This window comes from Kluyvera sp. CHPC 1.251 (assembly GCF_036759945.1).
GTDB classification, from domain to species: domain Bacteria; phylum Pseudomonadota; class Gammaproteobacteria; order Enterobacterales; family Enterobacteriaceae; genus Kluyvera; species Kluyvera sichuanensis.
Genome location: NZ_JAPKIC010000007.1, coordinates 70,490 through 88,998, shown reverse-complemented (window position 1 = coordinate 88,998; position 18,509 = coordinate 70,490). Strand labels below are relative to the sequence as shown.

The 18,509-nt window shown below is 53.9% G+C and carries 20 protein-coding genes and 1 pseudogene; 13 read left to right on the top strand and 8 right to left on the bottom strand.

All coding sequences use genetic code 11. The annotated features are described in order from the left end of the window. Nucleotide 1 precedes the first annotated feature (1 nt). Both trpB and trpA read left to right on the top strand, forming a co-directional pair. Nucleotides 2-1,195 carry a tryptophan synthase subunit beta gene (gene trpB, locus V6940_RS14715; protein ID WP_312658163.1) on the top strand — a complete coding sequence of 398 codons (1,194 nt, stop codon included), beginning with the start codon at nucleotides 2-4 and terminating at the stop codon, nucleotides 1,193-1,195. Continuing rightward, nucleotides 1,195-2,004 carry a tryptophan synthase subunit alpha gene (gene trpA / locus V6940_RS14710; RefSeq protein WP_333011811.1) on the top strand — a complete coding sequence of 270 codons (810 nt, stop codon included), beginning with the start codon at nucleotides 1,195-1,197 and terminating at the stop codon, nucleotides 2,002-2,004. The genes trpB and trpA overlap by 1 nt, the downstream gene beginning before the upstream one ends. Before the next feature lie 32 nt (nucleotides 2,005-2,036). On the opposite strand, the gene V6940_RS14705 is transcribed toward trpA, so the two are convergent. Then, nucleotides 2,037-2,492: a MarR family winged helix-turn-helix transcriptional regulator gene (locus tag V6940_RS14705; RefSeq protein WP_333496366.1), complete on the bottom strand. Its 456-nt coding sequence runs from the start codon at nucleotides 2,490-2,492 to the stop codon at nucleotides 2,037-2,039. 75 nt (nucleotides 2,493-2,567) lie between these two features. Here V6940_RS14705 and V6940_RS14700 point away from each other — a divergent pair, with 75 nt between their 5' ends. Then, a complete protein-coding gene (locus tag V6940_RS14700) occupies nucleotides 2,568-3,515 on the top strand; it encodes a quinone oxidoreductase family protein (RefSeq protein WP_333496365.1) in 948 nt (315 codons plus the stop codon). A 300-nt stretch (nucleotides 3,516-3,815) separates the two neighbouring features. Further along, complete coding sequence (locus V6940_RS14695) at nucleotides 3,816-4,448, top strand: LysE family translocator (RefSeq protein ID WP_333496364.1); 633 nt, start codon at nucleotides 3,816-3,818, stop codon at nucleotides 4,446-4,448. A 9-nt stretch (nucleotides 4,449-4,457) separates the two neighbouring features. On the opposite strand, the gene V6940_RS14690 is transcribed toward V6940_RS14695, so the two are convergent. Beyond that, nucleotides 4,458-5,981 carry an EAL domain-containing protein gene (locus tag V6940_RS14690; RefSeq protein ID WP_333496363.1) on the bottom strand — a complete coding sequence of 508 codons (1,524 nt, stop codon included), beginning with the start codon at nucleotides 5,979-5,981 and terminating at the stop codon, nucleotides 4,458-4,460. Between the two features lie 718 nt (nucleotides 5,982-6,699). On the opposite strand from V6940_RS14690, the gene V6940_RS14685 reads away from it, so the two are divergent. After that, entirely contained in the window at nucleotides 6,700-6,906 is a 207-nt protein-coding gene (locus V6940_RS14685; RefSeq protein ID WP_333496362.1) for a hypothetical protein, read from the top strand. Between the two features lie 688 nt (nucleotides 6,907-7,594). After that, nucleotides 7,595-7,766, top strand: a pseudogene (locus tag V6940_RS14680) (hypothetical protein); the annotation flags it as partial. A gap of 285 nt (nucleotides 7,767-8,051) precedes the next feature. Here V6940_RS14680 and V6940_RS14675 read toward each other — a convergent pair. Further along, on the bottom strand, nucleotides 8,052-8,285 hold the full coding sequence (locus tag V6940_RS14675; RefSeq protein ID WP_185666011.1) for a hypothetical protein: 234 nt from the start codon (nucleotides 8,283-8,285) through the stop codon (nucleotides 8,052-8,054). A gap of 177 nt (nucleotides 8,286-8,462) precedes the next feature. Next, nucleotides 8,463-9,098 (bottom strand): outer membrane protein OmpW, encoded by a 636-nt coding sequence (ompW, locus tag V6940_RS14670; RefSeq protein ID WP_333496361.1) that lies wholly within the window; start codon nucleotides 9,096-9,098, stop codon nucleotides 8,463-8,465. Between the two features lie 393 nt (nucleotides 9,099-9,491). On the opposite strand from ompW, the gene V6940_RS14665 reads away from it, so the two are divergent. From V6940_RS14665 to yciA, 3 genes are read left to right on the top strand one after another with little or no spacing between them, the layout of a single operon-like run. Continuing rightward, a complete protein-coding gene (locus V6940_RS14665; RefSeq protein ID WP_333496360.1) occupies nucleotides 9,492-10,235 on the top strand; it encodes a YciC family protein in 744 nt (247 codons plus the stop codon). Nucleotides 10,236-10,282: 47 nt separating this feature from the next. Then, a complete protein-coding gene (locus V6940_RS14660; protein WP_185666008.1) occupies nucleotides 10,283-10,822 on the top strand; it encodes a septation protein A in 540 nt (179 codons plus the stop codon). 15 nt (nucleotides 10,823-10,837) lie between these two features. Then, nucleotides 10,838-11,236, top strand: coding sequence for an acyl-CoA thioester hydrolase YciA (gene yciA / locus V6940_RS14655; protein ID WP_333496359.1), 399 nt, complete (start codon nucleotides 10,838-10,840; stop codon nucleotides 11,234-11,236). Nucleotides 11,237-11,292: 56 nt separating this feature from the next. Here the strand turns inward: yciA and V6940_RS14650 are convergent, their stop codons facing one another. Beyond that, nucleotides 11,293-11,829 (bottom strand): YniB family protein, encoded by a 537-nt coding sequence (locus V6940_RS14650; protein ID WP_333496358.1) that lies wholly within the window; start codon nucleotides 11,827-11,829, stop codon nucleotides 11,293-11,295. A 135-nt stretch (nucleotides 11,830-11,964) separates the two neighbouring features. On the opposite strand from V6940_RS14650, the gene hxpB reads away from it, so the two are divergent. The 4 genes from hxpB to V6940_RS14630 all read left to right on the top strand — a co-directional run bounded on the left by hxpB (nucleotide 11,965) and on the right by V6940_RS14630 (nucleotide 15,798). Next, complete coding sequence (gene hxpB, locus V6940_RS14645; RefSeq protein ID WP_333496357.1) at nucleotides 11,965-12,633, top strand: hexitol phosphatase HxpB; 669 nt, start codon at nucleotides 11,965-11,967, stop codon at nucleotides 12,631-12,633. Between the two features lie 154 nt (nucleotides 12,634-12,787). After that, complete coding sequence (kduD, locus tag V6940_RS14640) at nucleotides 12,788-13,549, top strand: 2-dehydro-3-deoxy-D-gluconate 5-dehydrogenase KduD (protein WP_333496356.1); 762 nt, start codon at nucleotides 12,788-12,790, stop codon at nucleotides 13,547-13,549. Between the two features lie 88 nt (nucleotides 13,550-13,637). After that, nucleotides 13,638-14,228, top strand: a complete 591-nt coding sequence (locus tag V6940_RS14635; RefSeq protein ID WP_185666003.1) for a metal-dependent hydrolase — start codon at nucleotides 13,638-13,640, stop codon at nucleotides 14,226-14,228. A 178-nt stretch (nucleotides 14,229-14,406) separates the two neighbouring features. After that, the gene (locus V6940_RS14630; protein ID WP_185666002.1) at nucleotides 14,407-15,798 is read left to right on the top strand and encodes an L-cystine transporter; all 1,392 of its coding nucleotides are present in this window, start codon (nucleotides 14,407-14,409) and stop codon (nucleotides 15,796-15,798) included. 122 nt (nucleotides 15,799-15,920) lie between these two features. Here V6940_RS14630 and cedA read toward each other — a convergent pair whose 3' ends face one another. The 3 genes from cedA to V6940_RS14615 all read right to left on the bottom strand — a co-directional run bounded on the left by cedA (nucleotide 15,921) and on the right by V6940_RS14615 (nucleotide 18,413). Then, entirely contained in the window at nucleotides 15,921-16,160 is a 240-nt protein-coding gene (gene cedA / locus V6940_RS14625) for a cell division activator CedA (RefSeq protein ID WP_185666001.1), read from the bottom strand. A gap of 139 nt (nucleotides 16,161-16,299) precedes the next feature. Beyond that, entirely contained in the window at nucleotides 16,300-17,055 is a 756-nt protein-coding gene (gene chbG / locus V6940_RS14620) for a chitin disaccharide deacetylase (protein WP_185666000.1), read from the bottom strand. 11 nt (nucleotides 17,056-17,066) lie between these two features. Further along, on the bottom strand, nucleotides 17,067-18,413 hold the full coding sequence (locus V6940_RS14615) for a 6-phospho-beta-glucosidase (protein ID WP_185665999.1): 1,347 nt from the start codon (nucleotides 18,411-18,413) through the stop codon (nucleotides 17,067-17,069). Between the last annotated feature and the right edge of the window lie 96 nt (nucleotides 18,414-18,509).

Here is an 18,509-nt window from a genome sequence, read left to right as displayed (position 1 = left end):
AATGAGCACTTTACTGAACCCCTATTTTGGTGAATTTGGCGGGATGTACGTTCCGCAGATTCTGATGCCCGCCCTGCGCCAGCTGGAAGAGGCTTTCGTCAGCGCCCAGAAAGACCCTGCGTTTCAGGCAGAGTTTACTGACCTGCTGAAAAACTATGCCGGTCGTCCAACGGCCCTGACCAAGTGTCGTAACCTGACGGAAGGCACCAAAACCACGCTGTACCTCAAGCGTGAAGATTTACTGCACGGCGGTGCGCACAAAACCAACCAGGTGCTGGGTCAGGCGTTGCTGGCAAAACGCATGGGCAAAACTGAGATCATCGCCGAAACCGGCGCCGGTCAACACGGCGTGGCTTCCGCACTCGCCTGCGCCCTGCTCGGCCTGAAGTGCCGCATCTATATGGGCGCGAAAGATATCGAACGTCAGTCGCCGAACGTTTTCCGTATGCGCCTGATGGGTGCAGAAGTTATCGCGGTACACAGCGGCTCCGCTACGCTGAAAGATGCCTGTAACGAAGCGCTGCGCGACTGGTCTGGCAGCTATGAAACTGCGCACTACATGCTCGGCACCGCAGCGGGCCCGCACCCGTTCCCAACCATCGTGCGTGAATTCCAGCGCATGATTGGCGAAGAGACCAAAGTGCAGATCCGCGAAAAAGAAGGTCGCCTGCCGGATGCCGTGATTGCCTGCGTCGGCGGCGGTTCTAACGCTATCGGTATGTTCGCCGACTTTATCGACGAAACCAGCGTTGGCCTGATTGGCGTTGAGCCAGCCGGTCATGGTATCGAAACCGGCGAACACGGTGCACCGCTGAAGCACGGTCGCGTTGGCATCTACTTCGGTATGAAATCGCCGATGATGCAGACCGATGAAGGCCAGATTGAAGAGTCTTACTCTATCTCTGCCGGTCTGGACTTCCCGTCCGTTGGGCCGCAGCACGCCTTCCTGAACAGCATTGGTCGCGCCGAGTACGTGTCAATTACCGATAACGAAGCGCTGGACGCCTTCAAGGAACTCAGCCGCCACGAAGGGATTATCCCGGCGCTGGAGTCTTCTCACGCCCTGGCCCACGCGCTGAAAATGATGCGTGAAAACCCAGAAAAAGAGCAGCTGCTGGTCGTGAACCTGTCCGGTCGCGGCGACAAAGACATCTTTACCGTACACGATATTCTGAAAGCGCGAGGGGAAATCTGATGGAACGCTATGACAACCTGTTTGCTCAACTGAAGGCCCGCAAGGAAGGCGCGTTTGTTCCCTTCGTCACCCTCGGCGACCCAAACCCGGAGCAGTCGCTGAAGATTATCGACACGCTGATTGCCGCCGGTGCCGACGCGCTGGAGCTGGGGATCCCATTCTCTGACCCGCTGGCCGATGGTCCAACGATTCAGAACGCCACCCTACGCGCCTTTGCGTCGGGCGTCACACCGACCCAGTGCTTCGAAATGCTGGCAGCGATTCGCCACAAGCACCCGACGATTCCGATTGGCCTGCTGATGTACGCCAACCTGGTCTTCAACCGCGGTATCGATGCGTTCTACGCCGAGTGCGCTCGCGTCGGCGTCGATTCCGTACTGGTTGCCGACGTGCCGGTGGAAGAGTCCGCGCCGTTCCGTCAGGCCGCGATGCGCCATAACGTCGCGCCTATCTTCATCTGCCCGCCAAACGCCGACGATGAACTGCTGCGCCAGATTGCCGAGCATGGCCGGGGTTATACCTACCTGCTCTCCCGCGCAGGCGTAACCGGTACCGAAACCCGCGCCGCGCTACCGCTGCATCATCTGGTGGAAAAACTGGCTGAGTACAACGCAGCACCGCCGCTGCAGGGCTTTGGTATCTCCGCGCCGGACCAGGTGACGGCGACTATCGACGCTGGCGCTGCCGGTGCTATCTCGGGCTCTGCGATTGTCAAAATCATTGAGCGTAACGTCGAGAACCCGCAGGCAATGCTGGATGAGCTTTCAAGCTTTGTCACCAGTATGAAAGCGGCAACCAAATCGGCGTAATGTCCCAGACCGCCTGACGCTCGTCAGGCGGTTTATTGCTGCTTCAGGCTATCGGCGTATTTACGCGTTAGCGTGAACAGCGCCTGCACCTCTTCCGGCGACCAGTTCGCCAGCACCCGATTCATCAGCGTTTGTCTCGCTACCGCTATCTGCGCAAAAATCGCCAGCCCGTGTTCGCTCAGCGTCACTTCGCTAATCCGCCTGTCACTTGCATTCGGCTGCTTATGCGCCAACCCCTGCGCTTCAAGCTTCTTCACCTGGCGGCTAACGGTGGTGTAATCCCGTCCGAGGTTATCGGCTAACTCCACCACCCCTATCGGCCCACGGCGGCCAATCGCCACCAGCAGCGGAAACAGCAGCTGTTCCAGCTGCACGCCTGCCGCCTGTAACAGCTGCTCATCGCGTGCGGGTTGGTTCATCACGCCGATGATATCCAGCAGCGCGCCGTGAAAATCCGTGATGTCATAATTATTATGTGCATATTGCATATATTTACCAACCGAGTATAGTGCCGTTATCTGATATGTGCATTTTACACATAAATATCCTATGGAGACAGAATTATGAAAGCAGCCGTGGTCTTTGACCTCGCCCAGGGCCCGGTATGGGCTGATTTTGATGAACCGCAGGTGGGGGAGCAGCAGACGCTGATTCGCGTCCGCGCCGCCGCCATCAGCCACGTGGTGAAAAGCCGCGCCTCCGGCAAACACTACAGCTTTGACGGCACGCTGCCGTTTGTAGTGGGTATCGACGGTACCGGCACGCTCCCTACCGGCGAGCGGGTCTATTTTGCCTTCCCAACCGCGCCGTGGGGCAGCATGGCGCAGTACGCGCCTGTCGCCCGTCAGAACTGCTTTGCGCTGCCGGATGGCTTAGATGATGTCACCGCCGCAGCAATGGCCAACCCGGGGATGTCCGCCTGGGCGGCGCTGGTGAAGCGCGCGAATTTCCAGGCTGGTGAAACCGTCCTGGTAAACGGCGCTACCGGCAGTGCCGGGCAGCTAGCGGTGCAGATTGCCCGCTATCTCGGCGCCAAAAAGGTGATCGCCACTGGGCGTAATGCCAGCGCCCTCGCGACGCTGGGCGCTGATGCCACCATTCTGCTCACCGGTGATGACACCACTCTCAGCGCGGAATTCGCCGTTCAGGCCAACCAGGGCATTGATGTCGTCGTCGATTATCTCTGGGGGCATAGCGCAGAACGACTGCTGCCCGCGCTGGCGAAATACAGCCCCGGCAACACACCGATTCGCTACGTACAGGTCGGGTCGCTCGCGGGAAACGATATTGCCCTTAACGGCGCGGTGCTGCGTTCTGCCCCGCTCCAGATAATGGGTAGCGGGATTGGCAGCCTGCCGATGGCGCATCTGTTGCAGGCTACCGGTGAGATGCTGAATGCGGCGGTCGCAGGCGGTTTTACCATCGCGACCACGCCCGTGGCGCTGCAAAACATTGCTACAGCCTGGCCGCTGGATGACAGTCAGAAACGTACGGTTTTCACCCTTGAATAAAAAAAATCGCTTTCACACAAAAGATAGGGTTGATATCTTAAATGAGAAATATTATCTTTCTCATTACCGAATAGTTGAGCAAATCACTCAGGTATTCGGTACGACATTGCTCACATTGCTTCCAGTATTTTTGCCCGCATTTGATGCGGGCTTTTTTTTGGCCGCGTGCAGGCCCCGGGGTCGGCGTAAACGCCTCGCCCAGGCAAAGCGCCGCCGGGAGCCGCGACCTACTAACAATTGTCTCGCCCGCTTTCATCAGACGTCGTAGTATAAAAACTCCTCGCCCCGCTGGAGTTACCCATGTCAGAGTCCCACAACATTCTCGCTTTCGCCCTCGTCTCACTCGGCATGGCGCTCACCCCCGGTCCCAATATGATCTACCTGATTTCACGTTCTATTTCGCAGGGGCGCACTGCGGGGCTGGTTTCGCTCGGCGGCGTAGCCCTGGGTTTTATCTTCTATATGGTCAGCGCCGCTTTTGGTTTAACCGCGCTGATGATGGCGGTACCCTATGCCTATGATGCGCTGCGCATTGCCGGTGTCGCCTATCTACTGTGGATGGCGTGGCAGTCGGTGCGCCCTGGCGGACGTTCGCCGTTTCAGCTTAAAGAACTGCCCCAGCACAGCCCGCGCAAGCTGTTCCTGATGGGCTTTCTGACCAATCTGCTGAACCCTAAAATTGCCATCGTCTACCTTTCGCTACTGCCGCAGTTTATCAACCCTGCCAGCGGCAGCGTGCTGACGCAGTCGTTGATGCTCGGCATGACGCAGATTGTGATTAGCGTATCGATCAACGCGCTGGTGGCGCTCTCCGCCGGAACCATTGCGCTGTTTCTGGTGCGTCGCCCCTCGTTTGGCACCATTCAGCGCTGGCTGATGGGCGGCGTTTTGACGGGGTTGGCTATCAAGATTGCCACCGAATCACGCCGCTAACGGTCTGCACTATTCAACCACCACCCTGACCTTGGGTTTCGACAGAAGGATTTTGACTAGCTCAGGCAGGGATACGGGTTTGAAAAAATAGTATCCCTGCAGGTAGGTGATGTTATTTCGGCTGAGGTAATCGAGTTGTGCCTGGGTCTCAACACCTTCAGCAACGATGCTGATTGAGAGTTTACGCGCCAGTTCGAGCACGGAATCCAGAATCAGCGTCGAGTCTTCATAGGCATTTACCCGGCCGACAAAGCTCTGATCGATTTTGATATAGTCGATATGCAGGTCGTGCAGATAAGAGAGCCCGGAGTAACCGGTGCCAAAATCATCCAGCGCAATAGCGAAGCCATTTTCATGCAGCACGTTCAGCGTCTGAATCAGATGCTCATCGACATGCAGCGGTTCCCGCTCCGTGACTTCAATCACCAGATTCAGATCCTGGCGGGAAAAATTCTGCTTGTACGCCAGACACTCGGCCACAAAACCTGGCGCCACAATATGCGACGCACTGAAATTAATCCCGATGTGAAAACCTTCCGGTAACTTGCTCTCAATGGCATTCATATGCACCACAACCTGCGCCATCAGGTAGCGAGTCAGGGGCACAATCAAGCCCGATTTTTCGGCTGCGGGAATAAAGACCGAGGGCGAGATAAAGCCCGCTTTGGGGTGTTTCCAGCGGGCCAACACCTCCACGCCGCGCAGCGTCCCTTCCCGACCGTTTACGATGGGCTGGTAGTAAGGCACGATTTCTCCTTTAGCAATCGCTTTGCGCAGCGTCTCTTCCGGTGTCGTGCTTTTATTGAGGTATTTAAACAGCGCATAGGCGGCGACACCGGAGAGCAGCAGCAGGAAAATCAGAATCCCGCCCCCTTGATGAATCAGCCGCCCGCCGCTGAACAGCATGGGGAGGTTGTACTGGATACTGAAAGGATAACGTTCCGCGCTCACCATGCTGTGGCCGGGGAGATTCTCTGGCCGAGGATAGATATCGCCGTACAGGCCCATCACCTGGTTATCGACCACCAGTGAATAATTTGCCTCGCGAAGCGGCGTATTGAGTACGTCGCGAATATGTCGGTCGCTCACGGTGATGATGATCCGTTTGCCGGCATAACGGCGCTGAAATAGGAGCACCGGACGATCGTCAACCGTGTTCGCTTTAGACAATAACAGCAACGATTTCTCTGGGATCTCCGCCACATGCAGTAGCAGTACGTGATTACCCGGCAACGAGGAGCACCACACCCTGCCATCGTTAAAGATAAGGAGCGTACGTAGATGCGGCTGTAGCGCCGCTTCAGTGCCCAACTGATACTGCCCTCGGGCATCACAACCTTTGGTAATGACCTCATCCGCTACCCCACTGGCTTCCTGCGCTTCATCCAGCATGGTGGCAATATTCCGCGCCGCGTAGTGTGCCCCCGCCAGGCGCTCAGAACGCAGCGAATACCAGAGCTGGGCATTGAGGATAAAAATACCGAAAATCAGCAGAAGCACCGCGGCGATGATGGGAATAAGGACATTGCGCATTAACGCTACCTGGCTATAAGTGAGTGCGGCGACGCGATAAACTTTATACCTTGAGCATGGTAGAAAACCGCCTGAAATGCCATGCGGGCTGTGACGTGAATGAAAAACGTCAATCCCCGCCATGAATACTATCGCTTTCTACGCTAATGATTAATTCCAAACTATTTTTTGCGTCACCCGCGCGTTTCAAGTATTAAAGCTGCTTGTTTATTTTTGATATTAATCAAATATCGATCATTTTTCTTATGCCCATAAAACGACGTGTCTCCGTTATTTTTTAAAAAACTGTTGCGAGAAAATTGACCATTTCGTACTAGCAACCTGGCTACAAAGCCGCTAATTTCATATTAAATAATGAATAACGACGCGAGGAGGATGAATAAATCATACAAAATTGGGGGAGCATTTCCCTACTCCTTAAGATAACGTAATGCGTTGCCCAGACTGAATTTTCTTCTGTTCGATAACCAGACGAGATCTACCGCACATTTTTGCCGCGTTCAATCCCGCTTCAAAATGTAACTTCGGGCATCAAAAAATAACTGGAGCTTCATTACACACCGCCAAACCTTTCATTCGGAACAAATGTCGGATAACCCTCGCCATACTTAACGTTTTTAATACAATACCTAAGCCATTACTCGTACGTTGACATGTCATTTACGCGCATTCATATTTCATACAGAAAAATAATGTCTCGGGTGACGTGGAGAATTGTATGAAACACGCCAGAACCTATCCTGCTCAGCGCCGACGCCGTGGCGAAAGCCTGAATGCGGGGCTGACAATGCTGAGTGCGCGTGTCGCAGACGAGCTTTGTGAATACGTTCGTGAAGTGGCCAGCCAAACACGAAAAAGTAAGCAGCAGATTATTACCGAAGCACTCGTACTGTATCGGGAAAACAATCCTGAGATAGCCGAGTAAATAGGCCCGTTTATTTATGTCGACTGACGGCAGGTCAACGTAATCACTTTTAAGTGAAAATTAAAAAACGCTGATGTTTTTACAAGTTATCCGTGCGCGGAATATATAATTTATTAGCGACATAATTACACCATGGCGATTAAACGGTATTGTTCACGATATTCTATTTTCGTCACAGCTGACTAAAGCACAGTAGCGTGTTTGATGTAGAGGGTTTTCAAAATGGTATTACTACGCGCTTGCTGTTCGCTAGGTTGGATTATGGGCATTACGTTCGCATTGACGATGGCGGTGATTACCGTTTCGCTAACGACGTTAAACCTGACCATGACGCTCTCCCAGGGATTGGTGGCTATGCCGATGAAGGCGTTAGTTCACTCCCTAATCGTCGCCTTAGTGTCCCTGTTGCACTCTGTGCCTCAAACACATTTGAGCTATTCATCATTCATTTTTAGTCTGTGGTAGACGGCCCCCCTGGTGATGGGGGGGATTTTTTGTGAGGTCATACGATGTGCATCAATCTGTACGATAATGCTCGTCGCTATCGCGATGAGAAAAAGTAGTCATCAATAGAATACGGTTGTCGCTGTTATTTTACGACGGACTGATTGGCACAATACCCTTCAGTTTTTAGTGCATAAAAACGGCAATGGATATAACGAAATACACAACACAGGCATCATCCTTAATGAAAAAAATCATGCTTTCCGCGCTGGCCTTCACCGTCGTTGCCTCCGCTCCAGCTCACGCGATTAATGCCAAATATCGCGAGCAGCTCATCCGTTCCGGCTGTACACAGATGACGGAAGGCGTCACCTGCGACATCAACAAAACCAAGGAACAGAACGCCGCCAATGCAGGCAAACCGCTTGCCAAAACAGCGCCTAAACCCGCCACTACCGCGAAGACAAAGTATGGTCAGATCGTAGGCGAAGCAGAAAACATTCTGGGTTTGAAGACCATTGCCGCTGAAGAATATCTGGTCGAAAGAGGCTGGCGCCAGCAGTCTAACGGCGACTGGGGAAAAGCAGGTCACCTGCTGCGGATCGTGGAAGATAAGGGCTTCGTACGCAACGCTCAGCTCGTTAAATAATAATAAGGCTCCTAACGGAGCCTTATTATTACCATCCGTAGTTCATTACGTATTACGCTACTTTGGTCACGCGTAAAAAACGCTGTGGCAATTCACCCTCCACCACCAGCAGCACAGATTTCAACTCGATCTTCATACTCTGCTTAATGGCGGCGGCCTTTAAACTGGTCGACTCCCGCTGAAAACCACCATCGTTATAGGGCACTATCAGAATACTATCCCCTGGTGCTTTCAACTGCCGAAGTGCTTCCGTTCGCGTGTTGTAATTGAGGTATTTGTTTGCCATTCCTGTTCTCTTTTTCGCACCCACCGTTAAAGCTGACTTCATTGATAAAATAGTGCGCTATCAATAGTAAGGGCTTTTATTTACGGTGACTAAGAAAAAGGAATGTATACTTTAAATACGGAACATTCCTGGCGAGAGAATACGCTGACCATAGAATGACCAGCGTTGCCAGAAGCGTTAGAACCGATAGCCCGCCGAGAACATAAATACCCACGGGTCAAGACGCGTACTCACGCTCTGGTTGACCCCTCCCGCTTTAAATTTAACGTTAGTATCAATATCCATATACCAGACCGACATGTTCAGCAGCCAGTCGCGGTTAATCAGATAATCCAGACCAACCTGCCCTGCAGCTCCCCAGGAGTCGTCGAGGCTCAGGTCAGAAAGCCCGGCTTTTTTACCGGTATCGTTAAAGTCGTTATCAAAGAAGGTGGTGTAGTTGATACCCGCGCCAATATACGGGCGTACCTTGCTCTGCGCGTCGCCAAAGTACCACTGCGCCATCAGCGTCGGTGGCAGTTGGTGCACGGTGGCGATATTCCCCGTCGGCCCGGTTCCAACCTTATGGCGAAACGGTGTAGCGGCCAGCAGCTCAATACCGATGTTGTCCGTGGCCATGTAGGTAAAGGTCAAGCCGAGCTGCGTATTGTTGCTAACGTTAAAGCTACCGAGGCTACCCAATACGTTATCAGACCCTTCCGTTGGCCTGACGGTCGCCGAACCTGCACGGATGAAAAACTCACCTGCTTCGTGCGCCCAGACGCCGCCGGAAAAGGTACTCAACATTAATGCAACCGCTGCTAACTTTTTCATATCCACTTCCTCATTATGGTTTTTCAAGCGCGGCAAATATACCCATAACGAGTTACCTTTGATCCTACCCAGATCACACTAAATCATTAGATTTAACATTTATTGATCCAGATTAATTTTTGCCATTTTCTGCAAATGCGTCATTTGCACTCATATCAATTCTATGATTTCCCCAGGAAAATCGGCTATGTCATCGTTTTTACAGCAATCGTTGAATGATAAGAACGCTGGAACAATGTACTGCGGAAACCGACACGCGCTTACCGTGCACCCTGCCGTGAGTTTCTCTTTACAAAGATATACTTAGCCCGGCTCGCGCGGGACGTGCTACGGCAACACGATTTGCGGTACAATTGCCGGCTAATCAACACCTGCCATACTCAAGGAGAGTGCATGTCTATCACGGCGCAGTCTGTATACCGTGACACGGGTAATTTTTTCCGTAATCAGTTTGTCACCATCTTACTGATTGCTTTGCTCTGTTCATTTATCACCGTAGTGCTCGGCCATGCCTTCTCACCTAGCGACGATCAGCTGGCAACGCTAACCGTTGGGGATAACCTGGCGGGCAGCACCGGCCTGTTCGATCTGGTACAGAACATGACCCCGGAGCAGCAGCAAATTCTGCTGCGCTCCTCAGCGGCCTCAACTTTTTCGGGGCTCATCGGTAACGCGGTTCTCGCGGGCGGAATTTTGCTGCTTATTCAGCTGATCTCTGCCGGACACCGCGTCAGCGCCCTGCGCGCTATCGGCGCAAGCGCACCGGTGCTGCCGAAGCTGTTTGTGCTTATCTTTATCAGTACCTTCCTGATCCAGATGGGTATGATGCTGGTTATCGTCCCGGGCATTCTGCTGGCTATCGTGCTGGCGTTCGCGCCAATCATCCTGGTGCAGGATAAGCTTGGCGTGTTCTCTGCCGTGCGCGTCAGTACGCGTCTGGGCTGGGCGAATATCCGTCTTATCGCACCGGCGGTTATCGGTTGGATGCTGGCAAAAACGCTGCTGCTGCTTATGGCTTCCAGCTTTGCCGTGCTGACGCCTTACCTCGGCGCGGTGGTGGTAAATACCCTTAGCAACCTTGTTTCCGCACTGTTGCTGATCTATTTATTCCGCGTGTATATGCTTATTCGTCAATAAACTGATGCTGCCCATCGGTGGGCAGCGCTGAACTACGGAATCGAAGTATGAAGCAGTTTCTGGATTTCTTACCGCTGGTTGTCTTCTTCGCCTTTTACAAGATTTATGACATCTATGCGGCCACCAGCGCCCTGATCGTGGCCACCGCCGTGGTGCTGATCTACAGCTGGGTACGCTATCGCAAAGTTGAAAAAATGGCGCTGATCACCTTTATTCTGGTGGCGGTGTTTGGCGGTCTGACTATCTTCTTCCATAACGATGAGTTTATTAAATGGAAGGTGACGGTGATTTATGCCCTCTTTGCTGGCGCGCTGCTGGTGAGCCAATGGGTGATGAAAAAGCCGTTGATCCAGCGCATGCTGGGAAAAGAGCTCACCCTGCCGGAAACCGTATGGTCACGGTTGAATCTGGCCTGGGCGGTGTTCTTTATTCTCTGCGGCCTGGCCAATATCTATATCGCTTTCTGGTTGCCACAGGAAATTTGGGTAAACTTTAAGGTGTTTGGCTTAACCGCCCTGACGCTGGTGTTCACCGTGCTGAGCGGCGTGTACATCTATCGCCATATGCCGCAAGACGACCATAAGTAAGTACAGAGAAGAACCATGACACAACAAAATGACGCGCCTCAGGGTGAGCTGGTATTACGCACGTTAGCTATGCCTGCGGATACCAACGCCAACGGTGATATTTTCGGCGGTTGGTTAATGTCGCAAATGGATATTGGTGGCGCCATTATGGCGAAGGAAGTGGCTCACGGTCGCGTAGTGACCGTCCGGGTCGATGGCATGACCTTCCTGCGTCCCGTTGCGGTAGGTGATGTGGTGTGCTGCTACGCACGCTGCGTAAAGCGTGGTAACACCTCAGTCACTATCAATATTGAAGTGTGGGTGAAAAAGGTCTCGTCGGAGCCAATTGGCCAGCGCTACAAGGCCACCGAAGCGCTGTTTATCTACGTCGCGGTTGACCCTCAGGGTAAACCGCGCGCTATTCCAGCGGCATAAAACAACAAGCCCGGCGATTGCCGGGCTTGTTGTTTGTAGGCCAAGTGGTGGCGGGCTTAAAGAAAACCCAGCACCTTTAAAACAAAGTAGCCAATCACGATGATGATAATCGGCAAAATATAGAGCGGGAAAAACTGTACCAGAATCGTGTGACGCGGCACTTCGACTCGTGCTTCCAGCGCTTCACGACTGAGCCCTTCTGCCCCTTTCGCCTTCTCCAGAATCAGCTGATCGTTCACCCCTTCCCGCAAATATTTCGCCTGACGCGACATCCGCGCGCCGGAGTCCTGCAGCGCCAGCGCGACAAAAATCAGCGCATAGATAACCCAGAACATGATGTTCAGCCCGTTGTGAAAATCCGGCTGTGGCGAGTTGTACCAGAAGATATTTAAGAATGGCGTATTGAAACGCATCATTTCGACCATCACGTGCACGAAATCCATCATGACAGCATCGATTCCCGGCTGTTTTGCGCTGTGTTCGTACATAAATTTGAGTACGGAAATCAGCGTTGAGATCACCGCAGGTATAAAGATAACCCACCCGGCAATCCGCTTCAGAATGGCAATGCGTCCAGCTTGTTGATACGTCATGGGTTCCCCTTGTTAAGACGCCTGTTCTCGGGCTACGTGCTTATTGAGTCTATCCGTAGAAGGTGACTTTCGCCCGACTTTACGCGCGATATGATATACCATTGCTGAACTTGTTACCCTAAAGGAGAGGAAGTTATGTCCACCGAGCGTCAAATACGTGCCGCGATTTTCGATATGGATGGCTTGTTGATTGATTCAGAACCGTTGTGGGAACAGAGCGAACACGAAATTCTCGGCGCACTGGGCGTGGATTTTACCCGCCGTCATGAGCTTCCTGACACCCGCGGTCTGCGCATCGATCTGGTGGTGGATCTCTGGTTCGGGCAACAACCGTGGACGGGGCCAGACTGCGCCACTGTCGTAGAGCGTATTATTTCGCGCGTAATTTCACTGGTGGAAGAAAAACGTCCGCTGCTGCCGGGCGTCCGCGAAGCCGTCACGCTATGCAAAGCGCAGGGGCTGAAAGTGGGTCTCGCGTCGGCCTCCCCGCTGTATATGCTGGAAAAAGTACTGACCATGTTCGACCTGCGCCATCAGTTTGACGCGCTGGCCTCTGCCGACAAACTCGATTACAGCAAACCGCACCCATTGGTTTACCTCAACTGCGCGGCCGAGCTCGGCGTTAGCCCACTGCAGTGCGTGGCGCTGGAAGATTCCGTCAACGGTATGATTGCCAGCAAAGCGGCGCGTATGCGCTCTATTGTCGTGCCCGCTGCTGAAAGCCAGCTCGACCCGCGTTTCAGCCTGGCGGACGTCAAGCTGCCGACGCTGGCGTTTCTGACCCGCGAAGATCTGCTCGGGTAATAATTTTGCGGGCATTCATCGTGCCCGCAAATGATACCTTCATCATAAAAAATGAAACGCTGTTTTATTTTTATTTGAATATTCGATTCTACCCTTCTATGCTTTAGCCCTGTAGGTCATCTCATAACGATAAAAACCGCATACAGGGGTCGACATGATTCTTCACGCTTTTAATCTGCAAGGTAAAGTAGCGCTCGTGACCGGGTGCGATAAAGGTTTGGGCCAGGGCATGGCACTGGGGCTGGCGGAAGCCGGGTGCGATATTGTCAGCGTTAGTCGCCGGATACCGCAGGAGACTGCGGAAAAAGTCGCGGCGCTGGGCCGACGCCTTTACAGTATTCAGGCCGATCTCAGCCAGCCTGAAAGCATCGCCGATATTGTACCTGCCGCCATAGCTGCTGCCGGGCGTATCGATATTCTGGTCAACAACGCCGGGACTATTCGCCGGGAAGATGCCCTCTCCTTTAGCGAAAAGGACTGGGATGAAGTGATGAACCTCAATATCAAATCAGTATTCTTTCTTTCCCAGGCCGTTGCGAAGCAGTTTCTGAAACAGGGCGATGGCGGAAAAATTATTAATATTGCCTCAATGCTCTCTTTCCAGGGCGGCATTCGTGTGCCATCCTACACCGCCTCAAAAAGCGGTGTGCTCGGCATTACGCGCCTGTTGGCTAACGAATGGGCTCAGCATCAGATTAACGTCAACGCCATTGCGCCAGGGTATATGGCCACCAACAATACCCAGCAGCTGCGCGAAGACGCCGAACGCAGCAAAGCAATCCTCGACCGCATCCCGGCCGGACGCTGGGGTTCGCCGGACGATCTGAAGGGCCCGGTGGTCTTCCTCGCCTCATCCGCCTCTGATTACATCAATGGCTACACCATTGCCGTCGACGGTGGCTGGCTGGCGCGCTAATTTTTGACAAAGAGTTACACTGTAACCTCTTCCGCCTACTGTATAAAAACCCTATACTGTATGAATTTACAGAATAACGGGTTTTATCATGACGGCGGAAGGTCATCTGCTCTTTTCCATCGCCTGCGCGGTGTTTGCTAAAAATGCCGAGCTCACGCCAGTTCTCGCTCAGGGGGACTGGTGGCATATTGTGCCGTCGGCGATATTGACCTGTCTGCTCCCGGATATCGATCACCCGCGCTCGCTGCTCGGGCAGCGGCTTAGCTGGCTCTCCAAACCCATCGCACGACTCTGCGGACACCGGGGTTTCACCCACAGTCTGCTCGCCGTCTTTGGCGCGCTGACGCTGTTCTATCTGAAAGTGCCCGACAGCTGGATTGTTCCGGCCGATGCGGTACAGGGGATGGTGCTGGGCTATCTCAGCCATATTCTTGCCGATATGCTTACCCCTGCGGGTGTGCCGCTGCTCTGGCCATGCCGCTGGCGTTTTCGTTTGCCGATTCTCGCTCCGCGTAAAGGCAACCAGCTTGAGCGCGTGCTGTGCATGGCGCTGTTCGCCTACGCCGTCTTTATGCCCCAGTCGCTGCCGGACAACGGCGCGGTGCGCTGGTCATCGTCGATGATCAATATGCTGCAGACGGACTTCAATCGCTTTATTGGTCGACACGTTGAACAATAATCCAGCGAAAATCACACTTTTGGCATAATCCATTCCATTTGGATATAAGCGGACTAATACACTTCTGTTAACCTTCTCACATCCAGACAAATCTTTACGGATTTGATCTAAAAAAACACGCGTCGCGGCTTTCTCTATTGCCGCTGAACGCCGTGGATAATACTTCAGGAGAACGGGGATGAATTTTCCATTAATAGCGAACATTATCGTGTTCGTGGTACTGCTGTTTGCTCTGGCGCAGACTCGCCATAAGCAGTGGAGTCTGGCTAAAAAAGTACTGGTCGGCCTGGTCATTGGTGTGGTCTTCGGCCTCGCCTTGCAGCTGATCTACGGTTCCGATAACCCGGTGCTGAAAGATTCCATCCAGTGGTTCAACATTGTCGGCAACGGCTATGTACAGCTGCTGCAAATGATCGTCATGCCGCTGGTCTTCGCCTCTATTCTGAGCGCCGTTGCCCGCCTGCATAACGCCTCTCAGCTCGGTAAAATCAGCTTCCTGACCATCGGTACGCTGCTGTTCACCACGCTGATTGCGGCGCTGGTCGGTGTGCTGGTCACCAACCTCTTCGGCCTGACCGCTGAAGGTCTGGTGCAGGGTTCTGCGGAAACCGCGCGTCTGAACGCGATTCAGAGCAACTACGTCGGCAAGCTCGCAGATCTGACCGTGCCGCAGCTGCTGCTTTCCTTCGTGCCGAAAAACCCGTTTGCCGATCTGACGGGCGCTAACCCGACCTCCATCATCAGCATCGTTATCTTCTCCGCTTTCCTCGGCGTGGCCGCGCTGAAGCTGCTGAAAGATGACGAGCCGAAAGGCAAGCGTGTGCTGACCGCTATCGATACCCTGCAGGGCTGGGTAATGAAGCTGGTTCGCCTGGTCATGCAGCTGACGCCATACGGCGTGCTGGCGCTGATGACCAAAGTGGTTGCCGGTTCTAACCTGCAGGACATCATCAAGCTGGGCAGCTTTGTTATCGCCTCTTACCTGGGCCTGCTGATTATGTTCGTGGTACACGGCCTTCTGCTGGGTGCCAACGGCGTTAGCCCGCTGAAATACTTCCGTAAAGTCTGGCCGGTGCTGACCTTCGCCTTCACCAGCCGTTCCAGCGCCGCGTCCATTCCGCTGAACGTGGAAGCGCAGACCCGTCGTCTGGGCGTGCCAGAGTCTATCGCCAGCTTCTCTGCTTCCTTTGGTGCCACCATTGGTCAGAACGGTTGTGCAGGTCTGTACCCGGCAATGCTGGCGGTGATGGTTGCGCCAACCGTAGGCATTAACCCGCTGGATCCGGTCTGGATTGCTACGCTCGTCGGCATCGTGACCGTCAGCTCCGCTGGGGTTGCAGGCGTGGGCGGCGGCGCCACCTTCGCTGCGCTTATCGTGCTGCCAGCAATGGGCCTGCCGGTGACGCTGGTTGCGCTGCTGATTTCCGTCGAACCGTTGATCGACATGGGCCGTACTGCACTGAACGTGAGCGGTTCCATGACTGCCGGTACCCTGACCAGCCAGTGGCTGCGCCAGACCGACAAAGATGTGCTGAATAGCGAAGAAGACGCCGAGTTAGCTCACCGCTAACCCGTAGCCCGGCCGAGCGAAAGCGACGCCGGGGCGATCCCGGAGTTGGCGTTCCGCCTTGTCCGGGCGACAAAAAAACCGCTGGTTTTCACCAGCGGTTTTTTTATATCTGTATCACGCCGTTACGCGTCGATATCCCCTTCCTGCCGCATCTGCACTGCCCAACGCTGGGCCGACTCCGGAATAGAGAACGCCTGCGAGCGACAAAACGCGCTACCCATCAGCACAAACGCCACATACTTGCCGCGCAAAAGCCAGACGTCGCGAAAGCCTTCGACTTTAACGGCGTGGTCGGGCGGAGCGGGTTCGGTACGCGGTACATAGCTGATAATCTGCCGTTTTTGTTGGCGAAGCGGTTTCATAAGCAGTTAAATTCACAATCATTAATGGCAAAAGCAGGAAAGTCTTATGATAGCAGGAATCGTCCGGGCGCGTCATACACAAAAAAGCCCGGCAGGAATGCTGCCGGGCAAGGGTTGAGGGGGTAACACAAGACACGTCTTACACGTCGCGGTAGGTTCCGAGACGATAACCTCGTTCAGCAATCGCGTACTTCAGCGATTCGGAGGTCAGCACATCCAGCTCATCCAGACGCGGGTAGCAATACGCGCTGCCCATAATCGTCCGGTCGACAAACGCCGGATGGCACATCACTTCCAGAGACTGCTCCTGGCGCGCCATAGAGGCGTCCAGAACCTGCAGGAACAGCGCTTCGGTCACGGCATCACCGTAGAACTCGCTGCTGAATGCCGCGGTGCTTCGTATTCCTTCCGGGATCTCAAAGGGATACGGAATGGTGCGGTCAATACGCAGCGCAATGCCTTTCGATTTCGCAAATTCGGCCACCAGCGGGAAGATTTGCGGGATCATATGCACATGGTGATGGCTGTCAAAATGTGTCGGCTCGGCATCGAACAGGTCGATAAAGCGACGATACTGACACTCCAGCTCATGGGCAATTTCATCCATCGGCAGCGAACCCTCTTCCGCCATCTGCCAGATCCACTTGCCGAGTTTGCCCTCGCGGGTCAGCCCCGGCATGGATGACAGCGGTTCGCCCAGAGTCAGCACAAAGTGCATGCCAACGGCGAGCTCCGGCGTACGGCGGCTGATGCGCGCCGCGTGGTCGATAGCCGCGCCGTTCACCAGCGCGGTTGTCGACGTGACGAGGCCATGCTTGCAGGCATCAAGGATGCCGTAGTTCTGGCCTTTGCTCAGACCGAAATCGTCGGCATTGACGATTAACAGACGTTCCATCATGCCTCCTGTCACTGTTTCAGTTTCTCCACGGTGGCAGCGAAGTTCGGCAGCCATTCTTCATGGGCCAGAATCAATTCGCGTGCCAGAACCTCTGCATCTTTATCAGAGTGGATGAGCGGGCTTAAGTTCAGCGCCAGCAGCACGTCATTGAACTCACCGCTCAACGCCGCCTGGCTTGCCGCCACTTCGAAACCCTTGATGGTGTGGATAAGGCCCAACACTTTTTCATCAAAATGGGTCACGCGTGGATGCGGTTTTGCACCATCACGGCCCAGAATGGAGGTCACTTCGATAGACCAGTCTGCCGGGATGTTATCAATGTGACCGTGGTGTGGAATGTTGACGTAGTGTTCAGTCTGCTTATCGTTGTAGATAGCGTTGATCACCTCGCACGCCGCATCGGAATAATACGCCCCGCCGCGCAGTTCCAGCTCTTTTGGCTTCACGTTCAGATCCGGGTTTTTGTACAGTTCGAAGAGCTGTTTCTCGACTTTCTGTACCACCTGGGCGCGCGCGCCGCCTTTGTAGTATTCGCCCATTTCGATGGCCAACATCTCTTTTTGCTTGAAGTAGTACAGCAGATAAGAGCATGGCAGCAGGTTCAGGGAGCGCAGCAGCCCTTCGCTGAACGGCATATCGAAGATGTTTTTCACGGTATTCGCCGACAGCGTACCGGAGGCGACGCCGTCCAGCAGTTCCGCAAAGCGAGACTCGCCGTTGACCAGCACGTCGCGCACGAACACCATGTGGTTCAGGCCGAACAGGTCGATGGAGAGGTCGTCTTTCTCGGTCAGGCGCAGCACGTCGGTGAAGAACATCTTCATGCCGATTGGAATGTTGCACACGCCGATAAAGCGTTTAAAGTCAGTGTGACGATAAACCGCTTCGGTCACCATCCCGGCCGGGTTGGTGAAGTTGATGACCCACGCGTCCGGGCAGACTTCCTGAACATCTTTAATGATGTCGAAGATCACCGGAATGGTGCGCAGACCTTTAAACAGGCCGCCCGCGCCGTTGGTTTCCTGGCCCAGGTAACCGTGGCTCAGCGGGATACGTTCGTCTTTTTCACGGGCTTTCAGCTGGCCTACGCGCAGCTGGGTGGTGACAAAGTTGGCGTCTTTCAGCGCTTCACGGCGATTCAGCGTCTTATAGACCTTCATCGGCACACCGGCTTTTTCCACCATGCGCTCGCACAGTGCGTGGATGATATCCAGCTTCTCCTGGCCGCCTTCGACGTCAACCAGCCACAGTTCCGTTACCGGCAGCTCATGATAGCGTTTAAGAAAACCTTCCAGTAATTCCGGCGTATAGCTGCTACCACCACCAATAGTAACGACTTTCAATTTCTGGCTCATACTTTTCTCCCTCGAGATCCACAAGCTAAACGTGGCTTACCCGCCGCATAATATGCGGTGAGCTAAATACTTTGTTTCAGAACTACGAAATAATTT

What these genes read in the sequence shown, in the direction of transcription:
- kduD (WP_333496356.1), top strand. Translation starts at nt 12,788, where the DNA reads ATGATTCTTCACGCTTTTAATCTGCAAGGTAAAGTAGCGCTCGTGACC.
- V6940_RS14635 (WP_185666003.1), top strand. Translation starts at nt 13,638, where the DNA reads ATGACGGCGGAAGGTCATCTGCTCTTTTCCATCGCCTGCGCGGTGTTT.
- V6940_RS14650 (WP_333496358.1), bottom strand. Translation starts at nt 11,829, where the DNA reads ATGACGTATCAACAAGCTGGACGCATTGCCATTCTGAAGCGGATTGCC.
- chbG (WP_185666000.1), bottom strand. Translation starts at nt 17,055, where the DNA reads ATGGAACGTCTGTTAATCGTCAATGCCGACGATTTCGGTCTGAGCAAA.
- V6940_RS14685 (WP_333496362.1), top strand. Translation starts at nt 6,700, where the DNA reads ATGAAACACGCCAGAACCTATCCTGCTCAGCGCCGACGCCGTGGCGAA.
- trpA (WP_333011811.1), top strand. Translation starts at nt 1,195, where the DNA reads ATGGAACGCTATGACAACCTGTTTGCTCAACTGAAGGCCCGCAAGGAA.
- V6940_RS14705 (WP_333496366.1), bottom strand. Translation starts at nt 2,492, where the DNA reads ATGCAATATGCACATAATAATTATGACATCACGGATTTTCACGGCGCG.
- yciA (WP_333496359.1), top strand. Translation starts at nt 10,838, where the DNA reads ATGACACAACAAAATGACGCGCCTCAGGGTGAGCTGGTATTACGCACG.
- V6940_RS14700 (WP_333496365.1), top strand. Translation starts at nt 2,568, where the DNA reads ATGAAAGCAGCCGTGGTCTTTGACCTCGCCCAGGGCCCGGTATGGGCT.
- V6940_RS14675 (WP_185666011.1), bottom strand. Translation starts at nt 8,285, where the DNA reads ATGGCAAACAAATACCTCAATTACAACACGCGAACGGAAGCACTTCGG.
- V6940_RS14665 (WP_333496360.1), top strand. Translation starts at nt 9,492, where the DNA reads ATGTCTATCACGGCGCAGTCTGTATACCGTGACACGGGTAATTTTTTC.
- trpB (WP_312658163.1), top strand. Translation starts at nt 2, where the DNA reads ATGAGCACTTTACTGAACCCCTATTTTGGTGAATTTGGCGGGATGTAC.
- V6940_RS14615 (WP_185665999.1), bottom strand. Translation starts at nt 18,413, where the DNA reads ATGAGCCAGAAATTGAAAGTCGTTACTATTGGTGGTGGTAGCAGCTAT.
- hxpB (WP_333496357.1), top strand. Translation starts at nt 11,965, where the DNA reads ATGTCCACCGAGCGTCAAATACGTGCCGCGATTTTCGATATGGATGGC.
- V6940_RS14630 (WP_185666002.1), top strand. Translation starts at nt 14,407, where the DNA reads ATGAATTTTCCATTAATAGCGAACATTATCGTGTTCGTGGTACTGCTG.
- V6940_RS14695 (WP_333496364.1), top strand. Translation starts at nt 3,816, where the DNA reads ATGTCAGAGTCCCACAACATTCTCGCTTTCGCCCTCGTCTCACTCGGC.
- cedA (WP_185666001.1), bottom strand. Translation starts at nt 16,160, where the DNA reads ATGAAACCGCTTCGCCAACAAAAACGGCAGATTATCAGCTATGTACCG.
- ompW (WP_333496361.1), bottom strand. Translation starts at nt 9,098, where the DNA reads ATGAAAAAGTTAGCAGCGGTTGCATTAATGTTGAGTACCTTTTCCGGC.
- V6940_RS14660 (WP_185666008.1), top strand. Translation starts at nt 10,283, where the DNA reads ATGAAGCAGTTTCTGGATTTCTTACCGCTGGTTGTCTTCTTCGCCTTT.
- V6940_RS14690 (WP_333496363.1), bottom strand. Translation starts at nt 5,981, where the DNA reads ATGCGCAATGTCCTTATTCCCATCATCGCCGCGGTGCTTCTGCTGATT.